Source organism: Maritalea mobilis (assembly GCF_004363175.1).
Classification (GTDB): Bacteria; Pseudomonadota; Alphaproteobacteria; order Rhizobiales; family Devosiaceae; genus Maritalea; species Maritalea mobilis.
Window position 1 is genome coordinate 525,631 of sequence record NZ_SNYR01000001.1, and the last position, 18,208, is coordinate 543,838.

Genomic DNA, 18,208 nt, shown 5'->3' on the forward strand with positions numbered 1-18,208 from the left:
AATTTCAAGAAAGCAGAAATTATGCGCCTCACGGATTGGCTGATCGTTATTGCCCTTGGCACTGTTTGGGGCGGCTCATTTCTGTTCAACGCGATTATGGTGCAAGAAATCAATCCGATCACCATTTCATTTGGCCGCGTGTTCTTTGCCGCCTTGCTATGTTGGGCCGTGTTTTTTGCACTGGGCAAACGGATCAAGCTAGATGGCAAAACACTTTTGGGCCTGATCACCCTCGGCATTGTAAACTTCGCCATTCCTTTCGCTCTGTTCCCACTAGCCCAAAAAAGCGTATCCGTCGGCGTTTCCGGCATCACCAATGCGCTCACCCCCATTATGGTGGTGATTGTTTCTCAATTCTGGCCCGGCGGCGAAAAGGCAACATTTAGCAAGTCGCTTGGCGTTTTGGCAGGCTTTTCAGGCGTCACCATTCTTGCCATCCCCGCGCTTCAACAAGGTGGCCACAGCGAACTATGGGCAATTGGACTAATCATTCTGGCCACGCTTTGCTACGGTATTTCAATGAATATTGTGCGCTCTTATCACCATATCGATTCGACGCTCACCACCTGCATTGCCCTCACCGGCGCATCATTGGCGCTACTGCCCTTCATGTTGACCATTGAAGGCATCCCGCACATCACCAAAGCACAAACATGGTGGTCGATCGGCTATATCTCGATCATCGCAACGGCGATACCGTTTTTGATTGTTTACAAGCTGGTGGAACGTGTGGGCGCGACCAACTTTTCCACCGCCACCTTTGTGGCGCCAGTTTCCGCACTGATCTTAGGATTTTTGGTGCTGGGCGAGCCGATTCTACCCGTACATTTGTTCGGCATGCTTGCGATCTTTATCGGCATTTTGATGATTGATGGACGGCTTTTTCTGCTGCTTAAGCGACCAAAACCGACGCTCTAAAGCTTCATCTCCATCAAGATCTCAAACACGCCGTCGGGCGCATATTCCGATTGCTGTCTGGCAGTTTCAACAAATCCCAGTGATTGATAGAAACCGATCGCCCGTCTATTCGGCTCATAAACTTCCAAGTGAACCAGCTCAGCATTAGGAAATGCCTCAAGCCCTTCGCCAAAAAGAGATTTTCCTACACCTATGCCGTGAAATGCAGGCTGGACGTAAAGTCTAGCTAAACGAACAGTGCCCGGCGCGATCTCTCGCAGCAGCGCTTGGCCGACAATGGCGTCACCGCTCCACGCCAATAAGGAAACGATTTCAGGGCTTTCCGCTTCCTTTTGCAATTGCGCATCGGTGAGCCAAAGTTCAACAAACTCCTCAACACGCGCAACGCCAACAAAACTGTCATAAGTCGCGTGCCAAACCTCGCGCAAACACACGCGAAGTGCGTCAGAATCTTCAACTCTGCATGGCCGAATGGTAATTTCTTGTCCCATATGCTCAGTTTAGATCAAACAAGCATTTTGCCAAGCTACAAGGTACGCACCATGCGAAACTCATACAGCTCGTCATCGGCAAACTCATCGCGTAACCGCTCCGATATAGAGAAATCATGCTTTTGGTAAAAGGCCACGGCGCGCGCATTCACTTCATATACCTCCAAACTGGCTTGAAGACCGTGGGGAAATGAAGACAAAGCAGCCGTAAGCAACTGATCTCCCAGCCCTTTGCCATAATAGGCAGCGCGCAAATATAGCCGTTTGAGATGCACATGCCCTTCACCTTCATCAGTAGCCAAAGCATGTCCAACGATCCGATCACCATCAACCACCACAAACGACGCGTCTGCAGCAGAGTTTACTTCACTCTCTAGCTTCTCCGGCGTGTGCCACATTTTGGTGAGCTGATCGACACGTTGGGCGCCCAAAAATCACGCATAGGTCTCATGCCATGCATCATACAACATTGACTTGAGCGCTGGCACATCGTCGTAATTTGTTGATCGAACAATAATCATCTTCACCTCAAATCGTGTGACGCACCAGATTAGGTTGGCGGACGCTTTCGACCTCCCACCATTCCTTTTTCAACTGGGCACGGCTTTTAGGGATATTCTGATCCAACAACGTGATGGATTGGATTCGGTCAGAGCGAAAAGCACGAAAATCCTGCCGCATTTCACACCAACATAAAAGCAGCCGCTTAAAATCGAAATAACCGAGTGAAATCGGCCAAACCCTTCGGGACGTGCGCGTGCCATCCTCTTTCACATAGTCTAGATCAACGATCTTGCCGCTACGCAAAGCCTGTCTCAACTCACCAGAACTCACAGCGCCTTCATATTTGTTTGTGGTGCCCACGGGCGCATAAAGCGAAACGTCATAAAATTCGTCGCGCAAATGGTCTGGCAATACAGCGGCCACCTTCGCAACAATATCGCGTGCGGCCATCTGCTGATCTTTATCGCCATGAGATTCCACCCATCGCGCACCTAAGATCAGCGTTTCCAACTCTAACGAGTTAAAAATAAGTGGCGGCAGATCGAGGCCATCTTCGAGCACATAGCCAACGCCTGCCTCCCCCTTTATCGGCACACCAACCGATTCAAGTGAAACCATATCTCGGTAGATAGTGCGTGCTGTGACCTCTAATTCTTCCGCAATCTGCCGCGCAGAAATTGGTTGGCCTTTGGCACGACGCAATATTTGAACAATTTGCAGCAAACGGTCAGCGCGACGCATTTTATCTCTCCATGCTGACATAACGCTGTCAGTAGCGTGTCAGTATTTTGCCCTTCATTCAAGCCAAATGAAGGAATGTCAAATGACCATTAAATTTTTCCAACCTCCGGTTGCTCCCGGCACCGCATTCTTAAGCCCTTTCTGCGCGAAGCTCGATATGTTGCTGCAAATCTCCGGACTGCCGTTTGAACGGCACGTTGAAGGCGACCCACGCCAAGGACCGAAGCAAAAAGTCCCCTTTATCGAAGATAATGGCAGCCGCATCGGCGACACCTTCTTTATCGAGCGGCATTTGCGGGAAACACAAGGCTTTGATTCTCTTCAGCATCTGAGTGCCACTGAACGCGCCATCGGCAATATGATCATGGCCACAGTGGAAGAGAAACTATATTGGGTGCTTGTTTATGGCCGCTGGCAAAGCCCCGCAAACGCGCAAGTGATGAAGGATATTTTCTTCGGTGAAATTCCAGACAAAGCGATGCGCGATGAAATGGCAAATGGTGCGGAAACAATGATGCGGCAAACACTTTATGGCCAAGGCATGGGCCGCCATTCAGAAGCAGAGGTGCTCGAAATCGGCATGCAGATCATTGACGATCTAAGCACAATTTTGGCGGAAAGCGATTACTTCTTTGGGACAACGCCAACATCTATTGATGCAAGTGTTTTCGGTGCGTTGGTGAATTTTGTGCATGGACCGATCCAAACGCCAATCGCAAACCATATTGGCAACAAGCCAAATCTTGTCAGCTATATGGACCGTATTTCACACCAATATTTCCCGAACATTCAGAAGCAAGCCGCCTAAAGTGCTGGGGCGGGCAGACCGCCCCAGACCAACTAGCCCTGCATCGGCACGGTAGGCGAAGACACATCGATCATCTGGCCGTTTGGGTCTTCAATCAACATGCGCTCCTGCCCGTAAGGCATGGCAGTTGGTGGTGAAATCACTTTCGCGCCAATTTTTTGCGCGGCGTCATGTGCAATATGCACATCCTCAACAACGAAATTCAAAATGCCGCCAGTCCCTCGCGCTGACATCCCCTCCGGCACGATTGGATTGTTTGCGTCCAATATGGCCAACTCAATCACTGGACCGTCTTGCGGGGTAAGAATGATAAACCAATCGCTGTCGAAATGGCGCTTCAAGCTCAGAATATCAGTATAGAATTTGGCAGTCGCCTCAACGTTTTGCGCCAGCATTGTGTAAAAAACACGGTTCACAGCATTCATAAAAACACCTCAATTATAAAACTTTGGTCATTTTAATGCTGGGCGGCTCATCGTTTGGCATTGGATCCGGCCCAGCTTCAAAAAAGCCTATAGCTTTATAAAACTGAATGGCAGTGACATTTTTTTGAAGAACGTTGAGCTCGACATGCACCGTGTCGGGAAAAGCCTCAATGGCCGCGTCAAGCAAAGTCGTGCCGATACCGTGACGCTGAGCATCTTCGAGCACATAGAGGTAACCGATCAAAACTGACCGATTTTCGCGCGGCAATGCATAGCAATGCCCCACAATTTCATTTTCTATCAATGCGAGAATATTGGCCGCGTTCTTATCGGCGATGCGCTCTTTAAAATTGCGCGGTGCCAACCACATCGCGCAAATCTCATTGAGTTTGTCTTGCGGCATCAAACCTTTATAGCTTTCACGCCAAGACCGACGCATCATGTTGCTCAAAGCTTGTGCGTCTGCAAGTCGGGCGTCGCGGATCGAAAATGGAATTAGATCCGCGACCACTGATTAAAGCCCTAATTTCGACTTCAAAATCTCGTTCACCGCTTGCGGGTTGGCTTTGCCTTGTGAAGCTTTCATCACCTGACCAACAAACCAGCCCATCAATTTTGGATTTTGCTGCGCCTTGGCAACCTGATCTGGGTTTGCGGCGATGATCTCATCGACGATCTTCTCAATCGCACCAGTGTCGGTCACCTGCTTCATGCCGCGCTCTTCAACCAATGTGGCTGGATCACCACCTTCGGTCCACACGATCTCAAACAGATCTTTTGCGATCTTGCCGGAAATATCGCCCTTAGCGATCAAATCAACAATGCCGCCCAACTGATCGGCACTCACAGGGCTGGTGGAAATGTCGAGACCTTCTTTGTTCAAACGGCCAAACAACTCGTTGATCACCCAGTTCGCTGCCAATTTGCCATCACGCCCGTCAGCCACTTTCTCGTAGAAATCTGCCGATGTGCGATCAGCCACCAAAACGCTTGCGTCATATGGCGTTAGGCCAAGCTCTTCTACAAAACGATGGCGTTTCTCGTCTGGCAATTCAGGCAAAGTTGCTTTGATTTCTTCAACAAAGGCATCGTCAAATTCAAGTGGCAACAAATCTGGTTCTGGGAAATAGCGATAATCCTGCGCATCTTCCTTAGAGCGCATGGAGCGAGTTTCCCCGGTTTTCGGATCGAACAAGCGTGTTTCTTGGTCAACAACGCCGCCATCTTCCAAAATATCAATTTGACGGCGGGCTTCATATTCAATTGCCTGACCAGCAAAGCGAACAGAGTTCACATTTTTGATCTCGCAACGTGTGCCAAACTCTCCGCCGGGACGACGCACAGAAACGTTGATGTCTGCCCGCAAGGAGCCCTGCTCCATATTGCCGTCACATGTGCCCAAATAACGCATAATGGTGCGCAGCTTATTGATGTAAGCCTTGGCTTCGTCAGATGAGCGTAAATCAGGTTTAGACACAATCTCCATCAGCGCCACACCAGCACGATTGAGGTCAACAAAGCTCATGCTTGGGTGCTGGTCGTGCATCAACTTGCCCGCATCAGTTTCCAAATGCAGTCGCTCAATACCGATTTCAACTTCACCATCTTCGCCCATATCGAGCAGAACTTTGCCCTCGCCCACAATTGGGTCGAGATATTGCGAAATCTGATAGCCAGGAGGCTGATCAGGATAGAAATAGTTTTTACGGTCAAAAATAGAGCGTTTGTTGATTTGCGCTTTAAGGCCAAGACCTGTGCGCACAGCCTGCCGCACACATTCTTCGTTGATCACTGGCAACATGCCCGGCATCCCTGCATCAACAAAGCTCACATTTTGGTTGGGAGGCTGGCCAAATTCAGTTGAAGAGCCTGAAAATAGCTTTGATTCAGAAGTCACTTGTGCGTGTACTTCCAAGCCCAAAACCATTTCCCAATCACCTGTAGCACCGCTGATAAATTTCTTCGGATCGGGCGTGCGTGTATCAACAATTGTCATTTTTCTTCTCTTGGCTTGATGTCGCGATCGGGTCTTCGCGCTGTCGCTTGCTTTATTCTTGGCTGCGGCGGGCGGCAATGACGCCCTTTTCAAAGTTCACATTCCAATCAATGAGGGTCCGCCAAATCAATTCAGCCTGGTCCTCATCCAAATTCTTCTCCAAAGCGCGGTTACGCACTTTTTCAATCACCGCTTCAATTCGCTTAGGATCAAAAGCTTCGTGCGGGTCCGTTTTGATCGCAGCCATGCGCGTCACATATCCATGACGTTCGGCAAAAAGCGCAATCAATTGCTGGTCCAGCCGATCAATCTCGGCGCGCACATCTTCCTTGGTCTGACATTCTTTAGGCGTCTTCATCAATTCGCTCAATCTGATCCATTTTCGCTTTAAAGATGAGGCGCGCCAGATTAAGGCACGCCAACGATTTGGATTAAAGCAAATAACCCCAATTGTCTATTGCTGTGACTGGCTTTTTCAGCCCAATTTTATGGGTTTTCCGCTGGGGTCACCACGCGAAAACCAATATGCGCATCATTATAAGAAGGCCCATCCTCATAATGCTTATAGGCAGATCGCGCCACAAAGGGATTTGATCCCCACCAACCGCCTTTTTCGGCTTTCTTGCTGCCGGTTTCCGGGCCTGTTGGGTCGTTTGTTGGGCTGCTGGCATAATAGCCTTCACCCAACCAATCCTGCACCCATTCCATCACATTGCCCGACATGTTCAACGCGCCAATCCAGCTTGCACCTTCAACATATTGCCCAACAGGCGCAGTTCCGGTTTGGCCAACAATGTGCGCATTTTCTTCAATCCACTCATTGCCCCATGGGAAAACGCGGCTTTGCGGTCCGCGGGCGGCATATTCCCACTCAGCCTCGGTTGGCAATCGACCACCCCGCCAAGTGGCATAGGCCTCTGCCTCATAAAAAGTGATGCAAGCGCGCGGATGATCCGGCGCGTCAGATGAGTCGCACGGCAATGGCAAAATGCCGATATATTGTCCCGAAAGCCATTGCTTGCCCGCTTCACTCCAATAGTCTGGCTGCTCATAGCCGCCAGCTGCCACAAATGCCGCAAAATCTGCATTGCTGACTTCTGTTCGATCAATCCAATAATCATTGGTCAAGCAAACATGATGCGCTGGCACTTCAAACTTTTGCGCGGCATCCGCAGCCCAATCAGGCGCTTCTAAGGTTTCAGCTTGTGCTTTCAACACATCAACATCTGTGCCCATTTGAAAGCATCCTGCCGGCACAAATAGTTGCGTCACCCCGGCTTCGTCACGCCGCTCGGAACCAGCTTCTATTGCCCATGCGCCTGGTGCCATCGCCAGAGCATATAGGAAAATTATCCCACTTAATTTGAAGCACTCATTCATGTCCCTCTCCCCACTTTTTCTTCAATTTTAGGCTGCTAAATGCGCGTTGGAAAGCACAATTGGATGTGGCCGAATTGCCGCACAAGGCAGTCAATTGATCTGAAGGCAGAATTTCAACTGGACCAATTCAACCAAATCATTGTTTTATCTAGCTTCATTCCGAACCTACGGAGTTTTGATGCAACAACTGTCGGAAACCCGCTAAGGACCTGCCAACAGCGCAGGTCTAAAACGAACAAAAAGACATCATGCGCATTGGCTGATGGCTTTACGGGTGAGTTGTGTCCTGCATTGCGGGGCCAAGACCGACAGAACATCAATGGATATTTCAAAAGAAGAACAACGTATTCTGCACCATTTGGCGCAAGGCGGCGTGCTGCGGGTTAAAAAGAACGAACATAAAAAAGTGACCAAGGTTGAATGCTTTACCCGTGAAGGGTGGAAATATGAGGCCATCAACATTCCGCTATTTCAAAAAATGAAGCGGCGAAAATGCATCGCCTCCTCAAGCGGCAAACCCTATCGCATAACCCGGCGCGGACTGGAACTGGTGCGCAGCCAATATGATAATCGATAAACAAAAAAGGGCGGCCCTGTGCCGCCCTATTCATTGATAAAGCTTTTAGCCGTTGGTTTTGGGCGACGGCCGAAGAGCCGCCTCATCAACCAACTCAAACGGCTCAGCGCTAAACATGGCATCCAGCCCAACGCCCAGCGCTTTTGACAAATTGAGTGCCAATTCAATGGTCGGGTTAAACTGCTGACGTTCAATATAACCAATGGTTTGCGGATGAACATTGATCAGCTCGGCCAATTGTTGTCGCGAAAGCCCCCGCTCCACCCGCAGCATCTTCACGCGGTTGTAAAAATTGACCTGCTTGCTGCTCATAGATCATCCTCAACTGACAAATCGGTAGATGCACCCAGCGTCCAGCTCAAGACAATATGCTGCGCCGTTGCGACCACCACCCAAACGGGCAAAGCCACCGCCACATAGATGGCAAACGCTAAATCAACATCGCCGATAGAAATAAAGATTGCAGGCGCGAATGCCAGCGCAAAAGCCATAATGATCACGGACAGACCATGCGAACGTGCCTTTGCCTCTTGGTAGACTTGCTCCATCCGCTCATCAAAGTGCTTAAACACCGCGCGATTAACCTGAATAACCATTGCGACTTCTGACAGCCAAGCGCATAAGGCGGCCACAGGCAACATCAGCATATAAGGCAACATCGGCCAACCTTTGTCAGACGCAAAGGCAATGAAGCCTGTTGCAACACCTATGCTGACCGCACCGAGAATAAATGCGATGGACGTGATCCGCCGCGCCCACGGATTTTGAAGCCCTTCAGCCAGATGAGAATCTGCCAAGCGCTCAATAAAGCCGACATAGCCTACCGCGGAAAGAAATTTAAAGTCGCGAGACCGTTTTTCATATTTCGGATAATTATACATTGCGCAGCTCCAGTAGCGTGTAATTTCAGCAATACATAGCATATATGCTACATTTTGCAAATTACAAGCTACAAAGCTAAAATTTTATCCCGGTACAACGTGAATACCGAACTTAGAAATGATCGCGGCCAACTGACTTTCGGAGACCTTCATGTTCCGAATGCCCGAAAGCGCCGTAATATCGATAGAATCGAGGTTTGCACCCTGGAGGTTGGCATTTTCAAAATTGGTCCGATCATGCAACACATTGGCCAAATCGCTCTCGCTTAGATCGGCACTATAAAAACTGCTGTTTGACAGGTCTGCCCCCATCAAACGAGATCTCACGATTTTGCAATCATCGAAATTTAGCTCATTGAGCTTGGCGTAATCCAACTGACAATCTTCAAACCGCACATCGCGCAACATCTTGTTGTTGCCCACCTCGCGGCCCAAAATGGCGCGACGCAAATCAATGCCCATCATTTTGCAATCGGCAAACCGCACTTCAAAAAGCTTAGTGCCCATAAAACTGGCATTGGACAAATTGCACTGTTCAAATTGAACATCTCGCATTTCCACCCGCTCAAAACTAATGCCCTTGTGCGACGTGCTGTTGAAGAAGCGGCAGTTCTCAAAGGTCACATTGTCGAACTTGGCAGACTTAAGCTGCGCCGTTGAGAGATCACAATTGATAAAGCTGGCATCAACAAACTCAGCTTCGCTGACGTCCGTTTCATCGAAGATGCAATCTTCAAACTTGGCGCCAGTAAAATCTTCATCCACAAGATTGAGCTGAAAAAGAAGGCACGCCTGAATGGGCGTGCCTGCATCAATTCGATCCAACAGATCGGACTTGGATATTTGTTCGTGTGCCAAACTTACCACCACTGAGCTGGTGTAAAGTCCTCACCGTGAGACTTTTCGATCACCCGACCTGCCGCAAACAAGGTCTCTTCGTCGAAGGGTTTGCCGATCAACTGCAAGCCCAAGGGCAGGCCCTGGCCGTCTTTACCCGCAGGCACAGCAATACCCGGCAATCCAGCCATGTTCACGGTCACTGTAAAAATGTCGTTGAGGTACATTTTGATCGGATCTTTGGCCATTTCCTGATCAGCAACGCCGAAGGCCGCAGAAGGTGTGGCAGGTGTCAAAATCGCATCAACACCCTCATTAAAGACATCTTCAAAGTCTTTCTTGATCAAGGTGCGTACCTTTTGCGCCCGCAAATAATAGGCATCATAATAGCCAGCGGAAAGCGCATAAGTGCCGATCATCACACGACGTTGCACTTCGCGACCAAAGCCTTCTGCCCGAGTTTGCTCATACATGTCGGTGATGTCTTTGCCAGCAACACGTAGGCCATATTTCACGCCATCAAAGCGCGCCAAGTTGGAAGAAGCTTCCGCAGGAGCGACGATATAATAGGCTGGCAGCGCATAATTTGTATGCGGCAAGGAGATGTCTTTGATGGTCGCGCCTTCGGCTTTCAACCACTCAAGACCCTGATGCCAAAGCTTTTCGATCTCTTCTGGCATGCCATCAACGCGATATTCTTTAGGCACACCAATCGTGAGCCCCTTCACACCGCGCTCAACAGCCGCTGCAAAGTCTGGCACTGCCAAATCAACAGATGTGCTGTCTTTCGGGTCAAAGCCCGCCATTGAGGTCATCAAATGCGCGCAATCTTCAACAGTGCGGGCAATTGGACCTGCCTGGTCAAGCGACGATGCAAATGCCACAACGCCCCAACGTGAGCAACGGCCATAAGTTGGCTTGATGCCCACAGTACCAGTGAAAGCTGCTGGCTGACGGATAGAACCACCAGTATCAGTAGCCGTTGCGCCGGCGCATAGCCAACCTGCAACCGCAGCTGCAGAACCACCTGACGAACCACCTGGCACCAAATCCTTATTGTCGCCTTCGGCGCGCCAAGGATTGATTACCGGACCGTAATATGAGGTTTCGTTCGACGACCCCATGGCAAACTCATCCATATTGAGTTTGCCCAACATCACCGCCCCATCATTCCAAAGATTTTGCGTCACGGTGCTTTCATATTCAGGCTTGAACCCATCCAAAATATGGCTGGCCGCTTGGCTGTGTACGCCTTTGGTGCAGAACAAATCTTTAATGCCCAACGGCACACCTTCAAGCGCACCGCCCTCGCCTTTGGCCAAACGCGCATCGCTTTGCTCTGCCATATCCAGCGCTTGTTCGCTGGTGACCGCCACATAGGCGTTTAAAGCCTCAGCTTTTTCAATCGCATATAGATAAGATGCGGTGACTTCTTTTGAAGTGAAGTCTTTGTTTTTCAAGCCCTTCGCAGTTTCAGCAAGGCTCAATTTTGTCAGTTCAGTCGTCATGAAACTATTCCATTATCAGCGCACTTGGTGCGCATTTGGCATCTGCACGGGAGGATGTTGCCCAAAAGGCCTATTCAACAACCTTCGGCACCATGAAGAAATCGTCTTCACTCAATGGTGCATTTGCCACAATTTTTTCCGGATACCCGCCATCTGTCACCTTATCTTCGCGGCGACGCAACGCCATTGGTGCAACAGACGTCATAGGCTCAACGCCTTCAACATCAACTTCAGACAATTGATCGACAAAGCCCAAAATCACATTGAGCTCTTCTTGCAGCTTCTCAACGTCATTTTCTTCAATCTTAATGCGGGCAAGACGACCGATGCGTCTTACAGTATCGGCATCAACCGACATGGCATTCTCCTGAGATAGAAATTAGATCGTCCGCTTTTAGCAACGAGATGACATTCCCGCAACCGAAGAACGCTGAAAAATCACATGTTGCGCACCTATGCGCCATAAAGAAAGGGCCGCAACGCAATTTGCGCTACGGCCCAACCGTTTTCGCGGTGAGGAAAACCCATATTTTATTGCTCTACACGCACGGCAAAGGTGGCCGTGCCGATAATGTTTCCTTTGTCGTCACGCACAGGCACGCTGACTTGGCTCTGAACGGCACCTGTTGAGTCGTCCAGCTCGATTTCGCCAATATCCACGCCGCCGCTGTTAAATGGTATTTGCCATTTCTCTTCATCCCCCTGCCAATAGTCAGAGGTCACAGCACTTTGGCCCACATTCAGACCCTTGGCATCAACAACAAAAATCTCAGTCAGAACGCCTTGGCTGTTATCTTGCACAGACTTCAGATAGTTCGACAGTGGGCGTGACATCAGATCATCGATCAAGGGCTTTGCATCTGCATCGACCTCTGCCCGCCACTGCGCATCCAGCGCATCGATCTGATCTTGGCTATAATCACCGGTCACTTCATTTTGCTGCAAAACAGAAGCCCAAACAGCTTCACTGTTCACAACCTCAGCAACAGGACCGGCCACAACTTCATTCAATAAATTCTCATAATCATTCGCCAGTGCCCCCGGCACAGAAGTAAGTGCAATTAGGCTGAATGATAAAATTAAACCACGCATCATTTTCCTCCTGTTAAATGATGCAAACAGCCTGAACTTTGCCCATTAATAAAACTCAAAAAGCCCATAAAATCCGGCAATTTTCATACTTACTGGTTATCAGTTAGTTACAAAATGTGTTCGAGTTTTTACGGGTAAGATCAGGGCTTGAAATGCACGCCAAAGGTGGCAACGCCGACGATATTGTTTTGATCATTCCGAACCGGCACACTGATTTGTGTTTGTATCATATTGGTCGACTCATCAAACTCGAGAGCGCTGATGTGAATACGCTCTCGTTCAAATGGCACCTGCCACTTGTCTTCATCCCCCTGCCAATAGTCAGAGCTTAGGGCACTCTGCGCCACATTAAGCCCATAGGCATCCATGACGATGATCTCAGTGATGACACCACCGCTATTTTCCTGAATTTGCTTGAGGTAAGTGGAAAGCTCACGGTTCAGCATTTCACGAATGAGTGGTTGTTCTTTCGCTTTCAGCTCAACACGCCACTGCGCATCCAACGCGTCTATCTCTTGTTGCGACAAATCAGCGTTCCGCTCGTTCTGGCTTACGATGGCGGACAATAGCGGTTTCTGGCTAACCACAACAGCAATCGGTCCGGCAACAATTTCATTGAGAAGCTGCTCATAAGCCTCTCCTTCGGCAAGGCTGATCTGCACGGCGCCGAGCAAAAACAACATCGCCGCGAAAAATGCCCTAAGCTTTGCAAGATTCGCCCTGATCATACATCCAGTCTATAATTTTTAGATCTCTACCGCATAGCCCGGTTCTAAAATTTGTGCTGGACTTTCCCCAACAGCGCAAACAAACCGTTCAAACAGTTCTTCATCCGGCGTGGGAATGGCCAACAGATAATGTCGCGGCTGAACCGTCAGTGACTTTTTAGATTTTACTTCCTTAAAACTCTTGATGATTTCATCCCGCGTGTCCGCAGCAATGATGATGATTGCATCTACAACCCATTCAGCAGGCAGAACGCCCACCTCAAACCCATCAATGACCACAATGATCCGTTCGGCCCCAGCCCGGTCAATCAGCAGGAAGTTCTCTCCCTGCACAAACGTATCTGTGGCAAATTCATCCTGGTCCAGTTTTCGCTTTGGTTTTGGCGCAGGCAATTGCCCTGTGAATCGCTCAAACGGCGCTTGCACATCCAACTCCAAAGCCAAGCACTTCGCCGTATCGGCTTTGCCAATATCAACCTGTTTGAAATTTTCGGTGTTTTTTGCGATCAAAAAATGCTCTAAGCCCGTTTCGAGACGCAGAACCTTTTCACCAAGCCAAGTTAAACGCATACTATAAAAACCCTTTTAGTATATGAAAATGCTAATACAGATTTGCGGCTGGTGCAATCCAACTTAAGAGTGAAATAATGAGCGACGACCTGCAACCCGACCTGCCAAAGCGTGGCCGCCTTATGGGGCTTGACCTTGGCACCAAAACAATTGGCGTCGCCATTTCCGACGGTGTGCAATATACGGCGACGCCCCATTCTACCATTAAGCGAAAGAAATTCACGCAGGACGCTGAACAGCTTCTCGCGATTATCGCAGATAATGAAGTGGTGGGCATCGTGCTTGGCCTTCCGCTCAATATGGATGGCAGCGAAGGGCCGCGGGCACAATCTACCCGTGCCTTCCAGCGCAATCTTTCACAAAAGACTGATCTGCAAATCGCCTATTGGGACGAACGCCTGTCCACCAGCGCGGTAACCCGCACCATGCTAGAAGCAGACATCTCACGAGCTAAACAGGCTGAAGTTGTGGATAAATTGGCCGCCAGCTATATCCTTCAGGGCTATCTGGACAGCAAACGCAACGGATAAACTCTGCGTTGGATTATACAATTTCCAATTGCCATCTCACTTGTGTGTTGCCGCGCATTGGGTTATGCCCGGTAAACCGATTTGGAATGGCAGGCAAATGACTCCCAACTCGCGCACCGCAAAGAACAACGCGTCGGGCACCAACGCGCCCACTCAACACCATTTTTCTCAAAAACATCTCTTGGGCATATCCCACCTCAATCCAGTGGAAATCACTGAACTGCTCGACCGGGCAGAAGCCATGGTGGATATTTCTCGACAACCCAAAAAGGCGAAACACAGCCTGAAGGGCCGCACCCAAATCAATTTGTTTTTCGAAAATTCCACCCGCACCCAGTCTAGCTTCGAGATCGCTGGCAAGCGGTTGGGCGCAGATGTGCTCAACATGGCGGTGCAAACCTCTTCAGTGAAAAAGGGCGAAACCCTTATTGATACGGCCGCGACGCTAAACGCGATGCAGCCAGATGTGATCGTGGTGCGCCACGCAGCCTCCGGTGCGGTGGAACTCTTGTCGCAAAAAGTGGCCTGCTCCGTGGTCAATGCCGGTGATGGCACCCATGAGCACCCGACCCAAGCCCTATTGGATGCGCTGACCATTCGCCGCAATAAAGGACGCCTGAACGGCCTGACCGTTGCAATCTGCGGTGATGTTGCTAACTCCCGTGTCGCACGCTCTAACCTGCTGCTTCTGGGCGCAATGAACGCCCGCACCCGTGTGGTTGGCCCCAAGAACATGTTGCCCCGTGGCGTGGAGCATATGGCGGCAGAAGTCTTCACCGATATGGAGGAAGGCTTAAAGGATGCTGACGTGGTGATGATGCTGCGGCTGCAGCATGAACGTGCTTCGGGCAAGATGATCCCGTCAGTTCGTGAGTTCTATCACTTCTATGGCCTGGATGAGCGCAAATTGGCTTTTGCCAAAGAGGATGCAATTGTGATGCATCCCGGCCCGATGAACCGTGGCGTTGAAATTGCCCCCACAATTGCTGATGGTCCCCGCTCAGTGATTACCGAACAGGTTGAAATGGGCGTCGCCGTGAGGATGGCCGTTTTAGAGGCGCTTTTGACCAATGGCGAGGCTGTATGATGAAGAATGAACTGATCATCACCAATGCCCGCTTGGTCGACCCTGCAACGGGCAAAGATGAACTGGGCGCGATTTGGCTGAAAAACGGCAAAATCAAAGACGTGCATTGGGGCAACGCACCAGAAGCGCCGGAAGGTGTGGAAACACGCGATGCGCAAGGCAATATTATCGCACCTGGCTTGGTCGATACGCGCGTATTTACCGGTGAGCCCGGCCATGAATATCGCGAAACGCTGGAAAGCGCTTCAAATGCCGCCGCTGCAGGTGGTGTGACCTCTTTCCTTTTGATGCCAGACACAAGCCCTGTGATTGATGATGGCGCGTTGGTTGACTTCATCATTCGGCGTGCAGATGCCACCTCAAAGGTGAAGATTTTGCCATCTGCGGCCATATCAAAAGGTCTTGAAGGCAAAGATTTGACGGAGTTTGGGCTGTTGAAGGCAGCAGGCGCAAAGGCCTTTACCGATGGCAATAGCTCCATCCAAAGCACATCCATGCTGAAAAACGCCTTCACCTACGCCAAAAATTTCGAAATGCCGATCATCCATCATGTGGCCGACAGCGAGCTAATTGGCGATGGCGTGATGAATGCGGGCATTCTTTCAACGGGGCTTGGCCTTAAAGGCATTCCCCATGAGGCAGAAACCATTCCGCTCGCGCGTGACCTGCAATTGGCGGACATGACGGGCGTGCGTTATCACGCCGCGCAAATCTCATGTGGCAAAGCGGCAGAGATGATCGCCTATGCCAAGCAGCGCAACCAGCACATCAGCGCAGGCATTTCGATCAACCATCTGTGCTTAAATGAAAATGATATCGGCTCCTACCGTACCTATTTTAAGCTCACCCCACCGCTGCGGGCTGAAGATGAGCGGCAAAAAATGGTTGAAGGCTTGCGAGACGGTACAATCGACATTTTGCACTCCGCCCACGATCCACAGGACACGGAAGGCAAACGCCGCCCCTTCGCGGAAGCGACAGACGGTGCGATTGGCCTTGAAACGTTACTCGCTGCATCCCTGCGGTTGGTACATGAGGAGCAAATCAGCCTGACTGCTTTGCTGAAAACCATGACCTACAATCCAGCGCAGCTACTGGGCATTGACGCTGGACGACTGAGCAAAGGCGCCCCTGCGGATTTGATTGAGATTGACCTCAACTATCCTTGGGTCGTGTCTGAAAAAGACTTCAAATCCCGCGCACAAAATACAGCCTTTGAACATGCGCGCCTGTTCGGTAAGGTGATGACCACTTGGGTCAATGGCCAAATCGTATTTGAGCAATCCTGATCGCGACAACAAATAGAGTGAAACCAATATGGACTATGTAAATCTGATCTTGGCCGCAGTGGCGGGCTATCTGCTTGGGTCAATTCCATTTGGTTTGGTGCTGACCAAAATTGCCGGGCTTGGCGACATTCGCAATATTGGCTCCGGCAATATTGGCGCGACCAATGTGTTGCGCACTGGCCGCAAAGACTTGGCTGTCCTCACTCTTATTGGTGATGCTGGCAAAGGCGGATTGGCCGTACTCCTGGCCAGCTATTTCCTTGGCGAACAAGCAGCCTTGGTTGCTGGTGTCGCGGCATTTGCTGGCCATGTGTGGCCCGTTTGGCTTGGCTTCAAAGGCGGCAAAGGCGTTGCCACCTATATTGGCACCTTGCTGGCGCTCAACTGGATCGTTTGCCTTTTGTTTTGCGCCACTTGGCTGATTGTTGCCTTGCTGCGTCGCTACTCATCCTTAGCAGCCCTAACTGCTGCGGCTGCAAGCCCGGTTTTTGCCTATATTTGGTCTGGCGTTGCCTTAAGCGCCACTTGTGCCATACTCTCGCTTATTCTTTACTACCGACATAAAGACAATATTTTAAGATTACTCGATGGCACAGAAACCAAAATTGGTGGCGAAAAGGCCGCCAAAAGCGAAGGCTAGTCCTCACCTCATCTGGTGGCGTTGATGGATAGAAACGCCACCACCAATGATCAGCAATTATTTGACTGGCTGCGCCTAATCCGGTCCGACAATGTCGGCCCTGCCATGTTTAAGCGGCTTATCAACCGGTTTGGCTCCGCCGGTAACGCACTGGATGCACTTCCTGACCTGATAAAAGGCGCAAACACTAAACGCGCCATAAGGCTAGCGCCCCCCGATCAAATTGAAGATGAAATTGAACGCACCCATAAATTCGGTGCGAAATTCATCACCCTTATTGATCCTGCCTACCCCGAACCACTTAAGCAAATCAGTGACGCACCGCCGCTATTGACCATTTTGGGCAATCCAGCGCATTTCACCGCACCAACCATCGGCGTGGTGGGTGCGCGCAATGCCAGCGCTGCAGGCACACGAATGACCCAGCAGATTGCCCAACAGTTGGGCGAAGCAGGCTATGTGATCGCCTCCGGCCTTGCAAAAGGAATTGATGCCGCTGCGCATCACGCCGCGCTTAAAACGGGCACAATAGCGGTTTTCGCAGGTGGCATCGATCATATCTACCCGGAGAGCAATATTGAGTTGGCCCGAGATATTTTGCGGCATAAAGGCATTTTAGTGTCTGAACGCGCATTTGGCAGTGTGCCAAGAGCGCAAGACTTTCCACGGCGCAATCGAATTGTGTCGGGCCTATCCTTGGGCATTGTGGTGATTGAAGCAGCCATTCGCTCAGGCTCGTTGATTACGGCACGTATGGCATTGGAGCAAAACCGGGAAGTGATGGCCCTGCCCGGGTTTCCACTGGACCCACGCGCCGAAGGCGGCAACAAGCTGATCCGAGAGGGAGCCGTTCTGGTGCGTCATGCCGACGATATTTTGCAAGAAATGCAGCAAATGCCCAAGCTGAGCCAGCAAAGCTTTTTGCAAGAAGATGAGTTTGACCAAACATTCACCCCCAACCCACAACCCGCCAATGCAACCGAAACAGTGCTCAATGCGTTGAGCACAACACCAACACCAATTGATGATATAGTGCGACATACGGACCTACCCGTCGCCATCGTCTCGACTGTGTTATTGGATTTAGAAATTGCCGGGCGCTTAGAACGATCAGCAGGACAATTGGTGGCATTGCGCCCTTAAAAACTGATCCAAAGCGCCCAATATTGCGAATAAACAAAGCGGCACTTTTTGTTTGGTCATTGA

The 18,208-nt window shown here is 50.3% G+C and carries 24 protein-coding genes; 8 read left to right on the top strand and 16 right to left on the bottom strand.

Features of this window, described 5'->3' with window-relative positions; genetic code table 11:
- The first annotated feature begins 21 nt into the window (after nt 1–21).
- Nucleotides 22–918, top strand: a complete 897-nt coding sequence (locus ATL17_RS02280; RefSeq protein ID WP_133571153.1) for a DMT family transporter — start codon at nt 22–24, stop codon at nt 916–918.
- On the opposite strand, the gene ATL17_RS02285 is transcribed toward ATL17_RS02280, so the two are convergent.
- The 3 genes from ATL17_RS02285 to ATL17_RS02295 form a co-directional block, all read right to left on the bottom strand.
- The gene (locus ATL17_RS02285) at nt 915–1,409 is read right to left on the bottom strand and encodes a GNAT family N-acetyltransferase (RefSeq protein ID WP_133571154.1); all 495 of its coding nucleotides are present in this window, start codon (nt 1,407–1,409) and stop codon (nt 915–917) included. The two genes, ATL17_RS02280 and ATL17_RS02285, sit on opposite strands and share 4 nt — an antisense overlap.
- Nucleotides 1,410–1,444: 35 nt before the next feature.
- Nucleotides 1,445–1,840 (bottom strand): GNAT family N-acetyltransferase, encoded by a 396-nt coding sequence (locus ATL17_RS02290; protein ID WP_133571155.1) that lies wholly within the window; start codon nt 1,838–1,840, stop codon nt 1,445–1,447.
- Nucleotides 1,841–1,937: 97 nt separating this feature from the next.
- Entirely contained in the window at nt 1,938–2,654 is a 717-nt protein-coding gene (locus tag ATL17_RS02295) for a helix-turn-helix transcriptional regulator (protein ID WP_166638866.1), read from the bottom strand.
- An 82-nt stretch (nt 2,655–2,736) separates the two neighbouring features.
- Between ATL17_RS02295 and ATL17_RS02300 the strand changes: the two genes are divergently transcribed.
- Nucleotides 2,737–3,462 (top strand): glutathione S-transferase family protein, encoded by a 726-nt coding sequence (locus ATL17_RS02300; protein WP_166638867.1) that lies wholly within the window; start codon nt 2,737–2,739, stop codon nt 3,460–3,462.
- A gap of 32 nt (nt 3,463–3,494) precedes the next feature.
- On the opposite strand, the gene ATL17_RS02305 is transcribed toward ATL17_RS02300, so the two are convergent.
- The 5 genes from ATL17_RS02305 to ATL17_RS02325 all read right to left on the bottom strand — a co-directional run bounded on the left by ATL17_RS02305 (nt 3,495) and on the right by ATL17_RS02325 (nt 7,263).
- Nucleotides 3,495–3,887, bottom strand: a complete 393-nt coding sequence (locus ATL17_RS02305) for a VOC family protein (RefSeq protein ID WP_133571158.1) — start codon at nt 3,885–3,887, stop codon at nt 3,495–3,497.
- Between the two features lie 13 nt (nt 3,888–3,900).
- Nucleotides 3,901–4,398 (bottom strand): GNAT family N-acetyltransferase, encoded by a 498-nt coding sequence (locus ATL17_RS02310; RefSeq protein ID WP_133571159.1) that lies wholly within the window; start codon nt 4,396–4,398, stop codon nt 3,901–3,903.
- A gap of 3 nt (nt 4,399–4,401) precedes the next feature.
- Nucleotides 4,402–5,883, bottom strand: coding sequence for an Asp-tRNA(Asn)/Glu-tRNA(Gln) amidotransferase subunit GatB (gene gatB, locus ATL17_RS02315; RefSeq protein ID WP_133571160.1), 1,482 nt, complete (start codon nt 5,881–5,883; stop codon nt 4,402–4,404).
- A 52-nt stretch (nt 5,884–5,935) separates the two neighbouring features.
- Nucleotides 5,936–6,241, bottom strand: a complete 306-nt coding sequence (locus ATL17_RS02320) for a chorismate mutase (RefSeq protein ID WP_133571161.1) — start codon at nt 6,239–6,241, stop codon at nt 5,936–5,938.
- Between the two features lie 128 nt (nt 6,242–6,369).
- Nucleotides 6,370–7,263 carry a formylglycine-generating enzyme family protein gene (locus ATL17_RS02325; protein ID WP_133571162.1) on the bottom strand — a complete coding sequence of 298 codons (894 nt, stop codon included), beginning with the start codon at nt 7,261–7,263 and terminating at the stop codon, nt 6,370–6,372.
- A 319-nt stretch (nt 7,264–7,582) separates the two neighbouring features.
- Here ATL17_RS02325 and ATL17_RS02330 point away from each other — a divergent pair, with 319 nt between their 5' ends.
- On the top strand, nt 7,583–7,840 hold the full coding sequence (locus tag ATL17_RS02330; RefSeq protein ID WP_133571163.1) for a YjhX family toxin: 258 nt from the start codon (nt 7,583–7,585) through the stop codon (nt 7,838–7,840).
- Nucleotides 7,841–7,885: 45 nt separating this feature from the next.
- Here the strand turns inward: ATL17_RS02330 and ATL17_RS02335 are convergent, their stop codons facing one another.
- From ATL17_RS02335 to ATL17_RS02370, 8 genes are all read right to left on the bottom strand, one after another.
- Nucleotides 7,886–8,152 carry a helix-turn-helix transcriptional regulator gene (locus ATL17_RS02335; protein ID WP_133571164.1) on the bottom strand — a complete coding sequence of 89 codons (267 nt, stop codon included), beginning with the start codon at nt 8,150–8,152 and terminating at the stop codon, nt 7,886–7,888.
- Entirely contained in the window at nt 8,149–8,721 is a 573-nt protein-coding gene (locus ATL17_RS02340) for a hypothetical protein (RefSeq protein ID WP_133571165.1), read from the bottom strand. Before ATL17_RS02340 ends, ATL17_RS02335 begins: the two co-directional genes overlap by 4 nt.
- An 84-nt stretch (nt 8,722–8,805) precedes the next feature.
- Nucleotides 8,806–9,579: a pentapeptide repeat-containing protein gene (locus tag ATL17_RS02345; protein ID WP_166638868.1), complete on the bottom strand. Its 774-nt coding sequence runs from the start codon at nt 9,577–9,579 to the stop codon at nt 8,806–8,808.
- Nucleotides 9,580–9,581: 2 nt separating this feature from the next.
- Nucleotides 9,582–11,066: an Asp-tRNA(Asn)/Glu-tRNA(Gln) amidotransferase subunit GatA gene (gene gatA / locus ATL17_RS02350; RefSeq protein ID WP_133571167.1), complete on the bottom strand. Its 1,485-nt coding sequence runs from the start codon at nt 11,064–11,066 to the stop codon at nt 9,582–9,584.
- 70 nt (nt 11,067–11,136) lie between these two features.
- Nucleotides 11,137–11,424, bottom strand: coding sequence for an Asp-tRNA(Asn)/Glu-tRNA(Gln) amidotransferase subunit GatC (gatC, locus tag ATL17_RS02355; RefSeq protein WP_133571168.1), 288 nt, complete (start codon nt 11,422–11,424; stop codon nt 11,137–11,139).
- 173 nt (nt 11,425–11,597) lie between these two features.
- Nucleotides 11,598–12,161, bottom strand: coding sequence for a PDC sensor domain-containing protein (locus tag ATL17_RS02360; RefSeq protein WP_133571169.1), 564 nt, complete (start codon nt 12,159–12,161; stop codon nt 11,598–11,600).
- Between the two features lie 137 nt (nt 12,162–12,298).
- Nucleotides 12,299–12,841 (bottom strand): PDC sensor domain-containing protein, encoded by a 543-nt coding sequence (locus ATL17_RS02365; protein WP_133571170.1) that lies wholly within the window; start codon nt 12,839–12,841, stop codon nt 12,299–12,301.
- Nucleotides 12,842–12,904: 63 nt separating this feature from the next.
- Nucleotides 12,905–13,456, bottom strand: coding sequence for a hypothetical protein (locus tag ATL17_RS02370; protein WP_133571171.1), 552 nt, complete (start codon nt 13,454–13,456; stop codon nt 12,905–12,907).
- A 77-nt stretch (nt 13,457–13,533) separates the two neighbouring features.
- Here ATL17_RS02370 and ruvX point away from each other — a divergent pair, with 77 nt between their 5' ends.
- The 5 genes from ruvX to dprA all read left to right on the top strand — a co-directional run bounded on the left by ruvX (nt 13,534) and on the right by dprA (nt 18,145).
- Complete coding sequence (gene ruvX / locus ATL17_RS02375; protein ID WP_133571172.1) at nt 13,534–13,986, top strand: Holliday junction resolvase RuvX; 453 nt, start codon at nt 13,534–13,536, stop codon at nt 13,984–13,986.
- Between the two features lie 97 nt (nt 13,987–14,083).
- Entirely contained in the window at nt 14,084–15,073 is a 990-nt protein-coding gene (locus ATL17_RS02380; RefSeq protein ID WP_133571173.1) for an aspartate carbamoyltransferase catalytic subunit, read from the top strand.
- Nucleotides 15,073–16,362 carry a dihydroorotase gene (pyrC, locus tag ATL17_RS02385; protein ID WP_133572171.1) on the top strand — a complete coding sequence of 430 codons (1,290 nt, stop codon included), beginning with the start codon at nt 15,073–15,075 and terminating at the stop codon, nt 16,360–16,362. The genes ATL17_RS02380 and pyrC overlap by 1 nt, the downstream gene beginning before the upstream one ends.
- 28 nt (nt 16,363–16,390) lie before the next feature.
- Complete coding sequence (gene plsY, locus ATL17_RS02390) at nt 16,391–17,002, top strand: glycerol-3-phosphate 1-O-acyltransferase PlsY (protein ID WP_133571174.1); 612 nt, start codon at nt 16,391–16,393, stop codon at nt 17,000–17,002.
- Nucleotides 17,003–17,026: 24 nt separating this feature from the next.
- Nucleotides 17,027–18,145, top strand: coding sequence for a DNA-processing protein DprA (gene dprA, locus ATL17_RS02395; RefSeq protein ID WP_133571175.1), 1,119 nt, complete (start codon nt 17,027–17,029; stop codon nt 18,143–18,145).
- Nucleotides 18,146–18,208 lie beyond the last annotated feature (63 nt).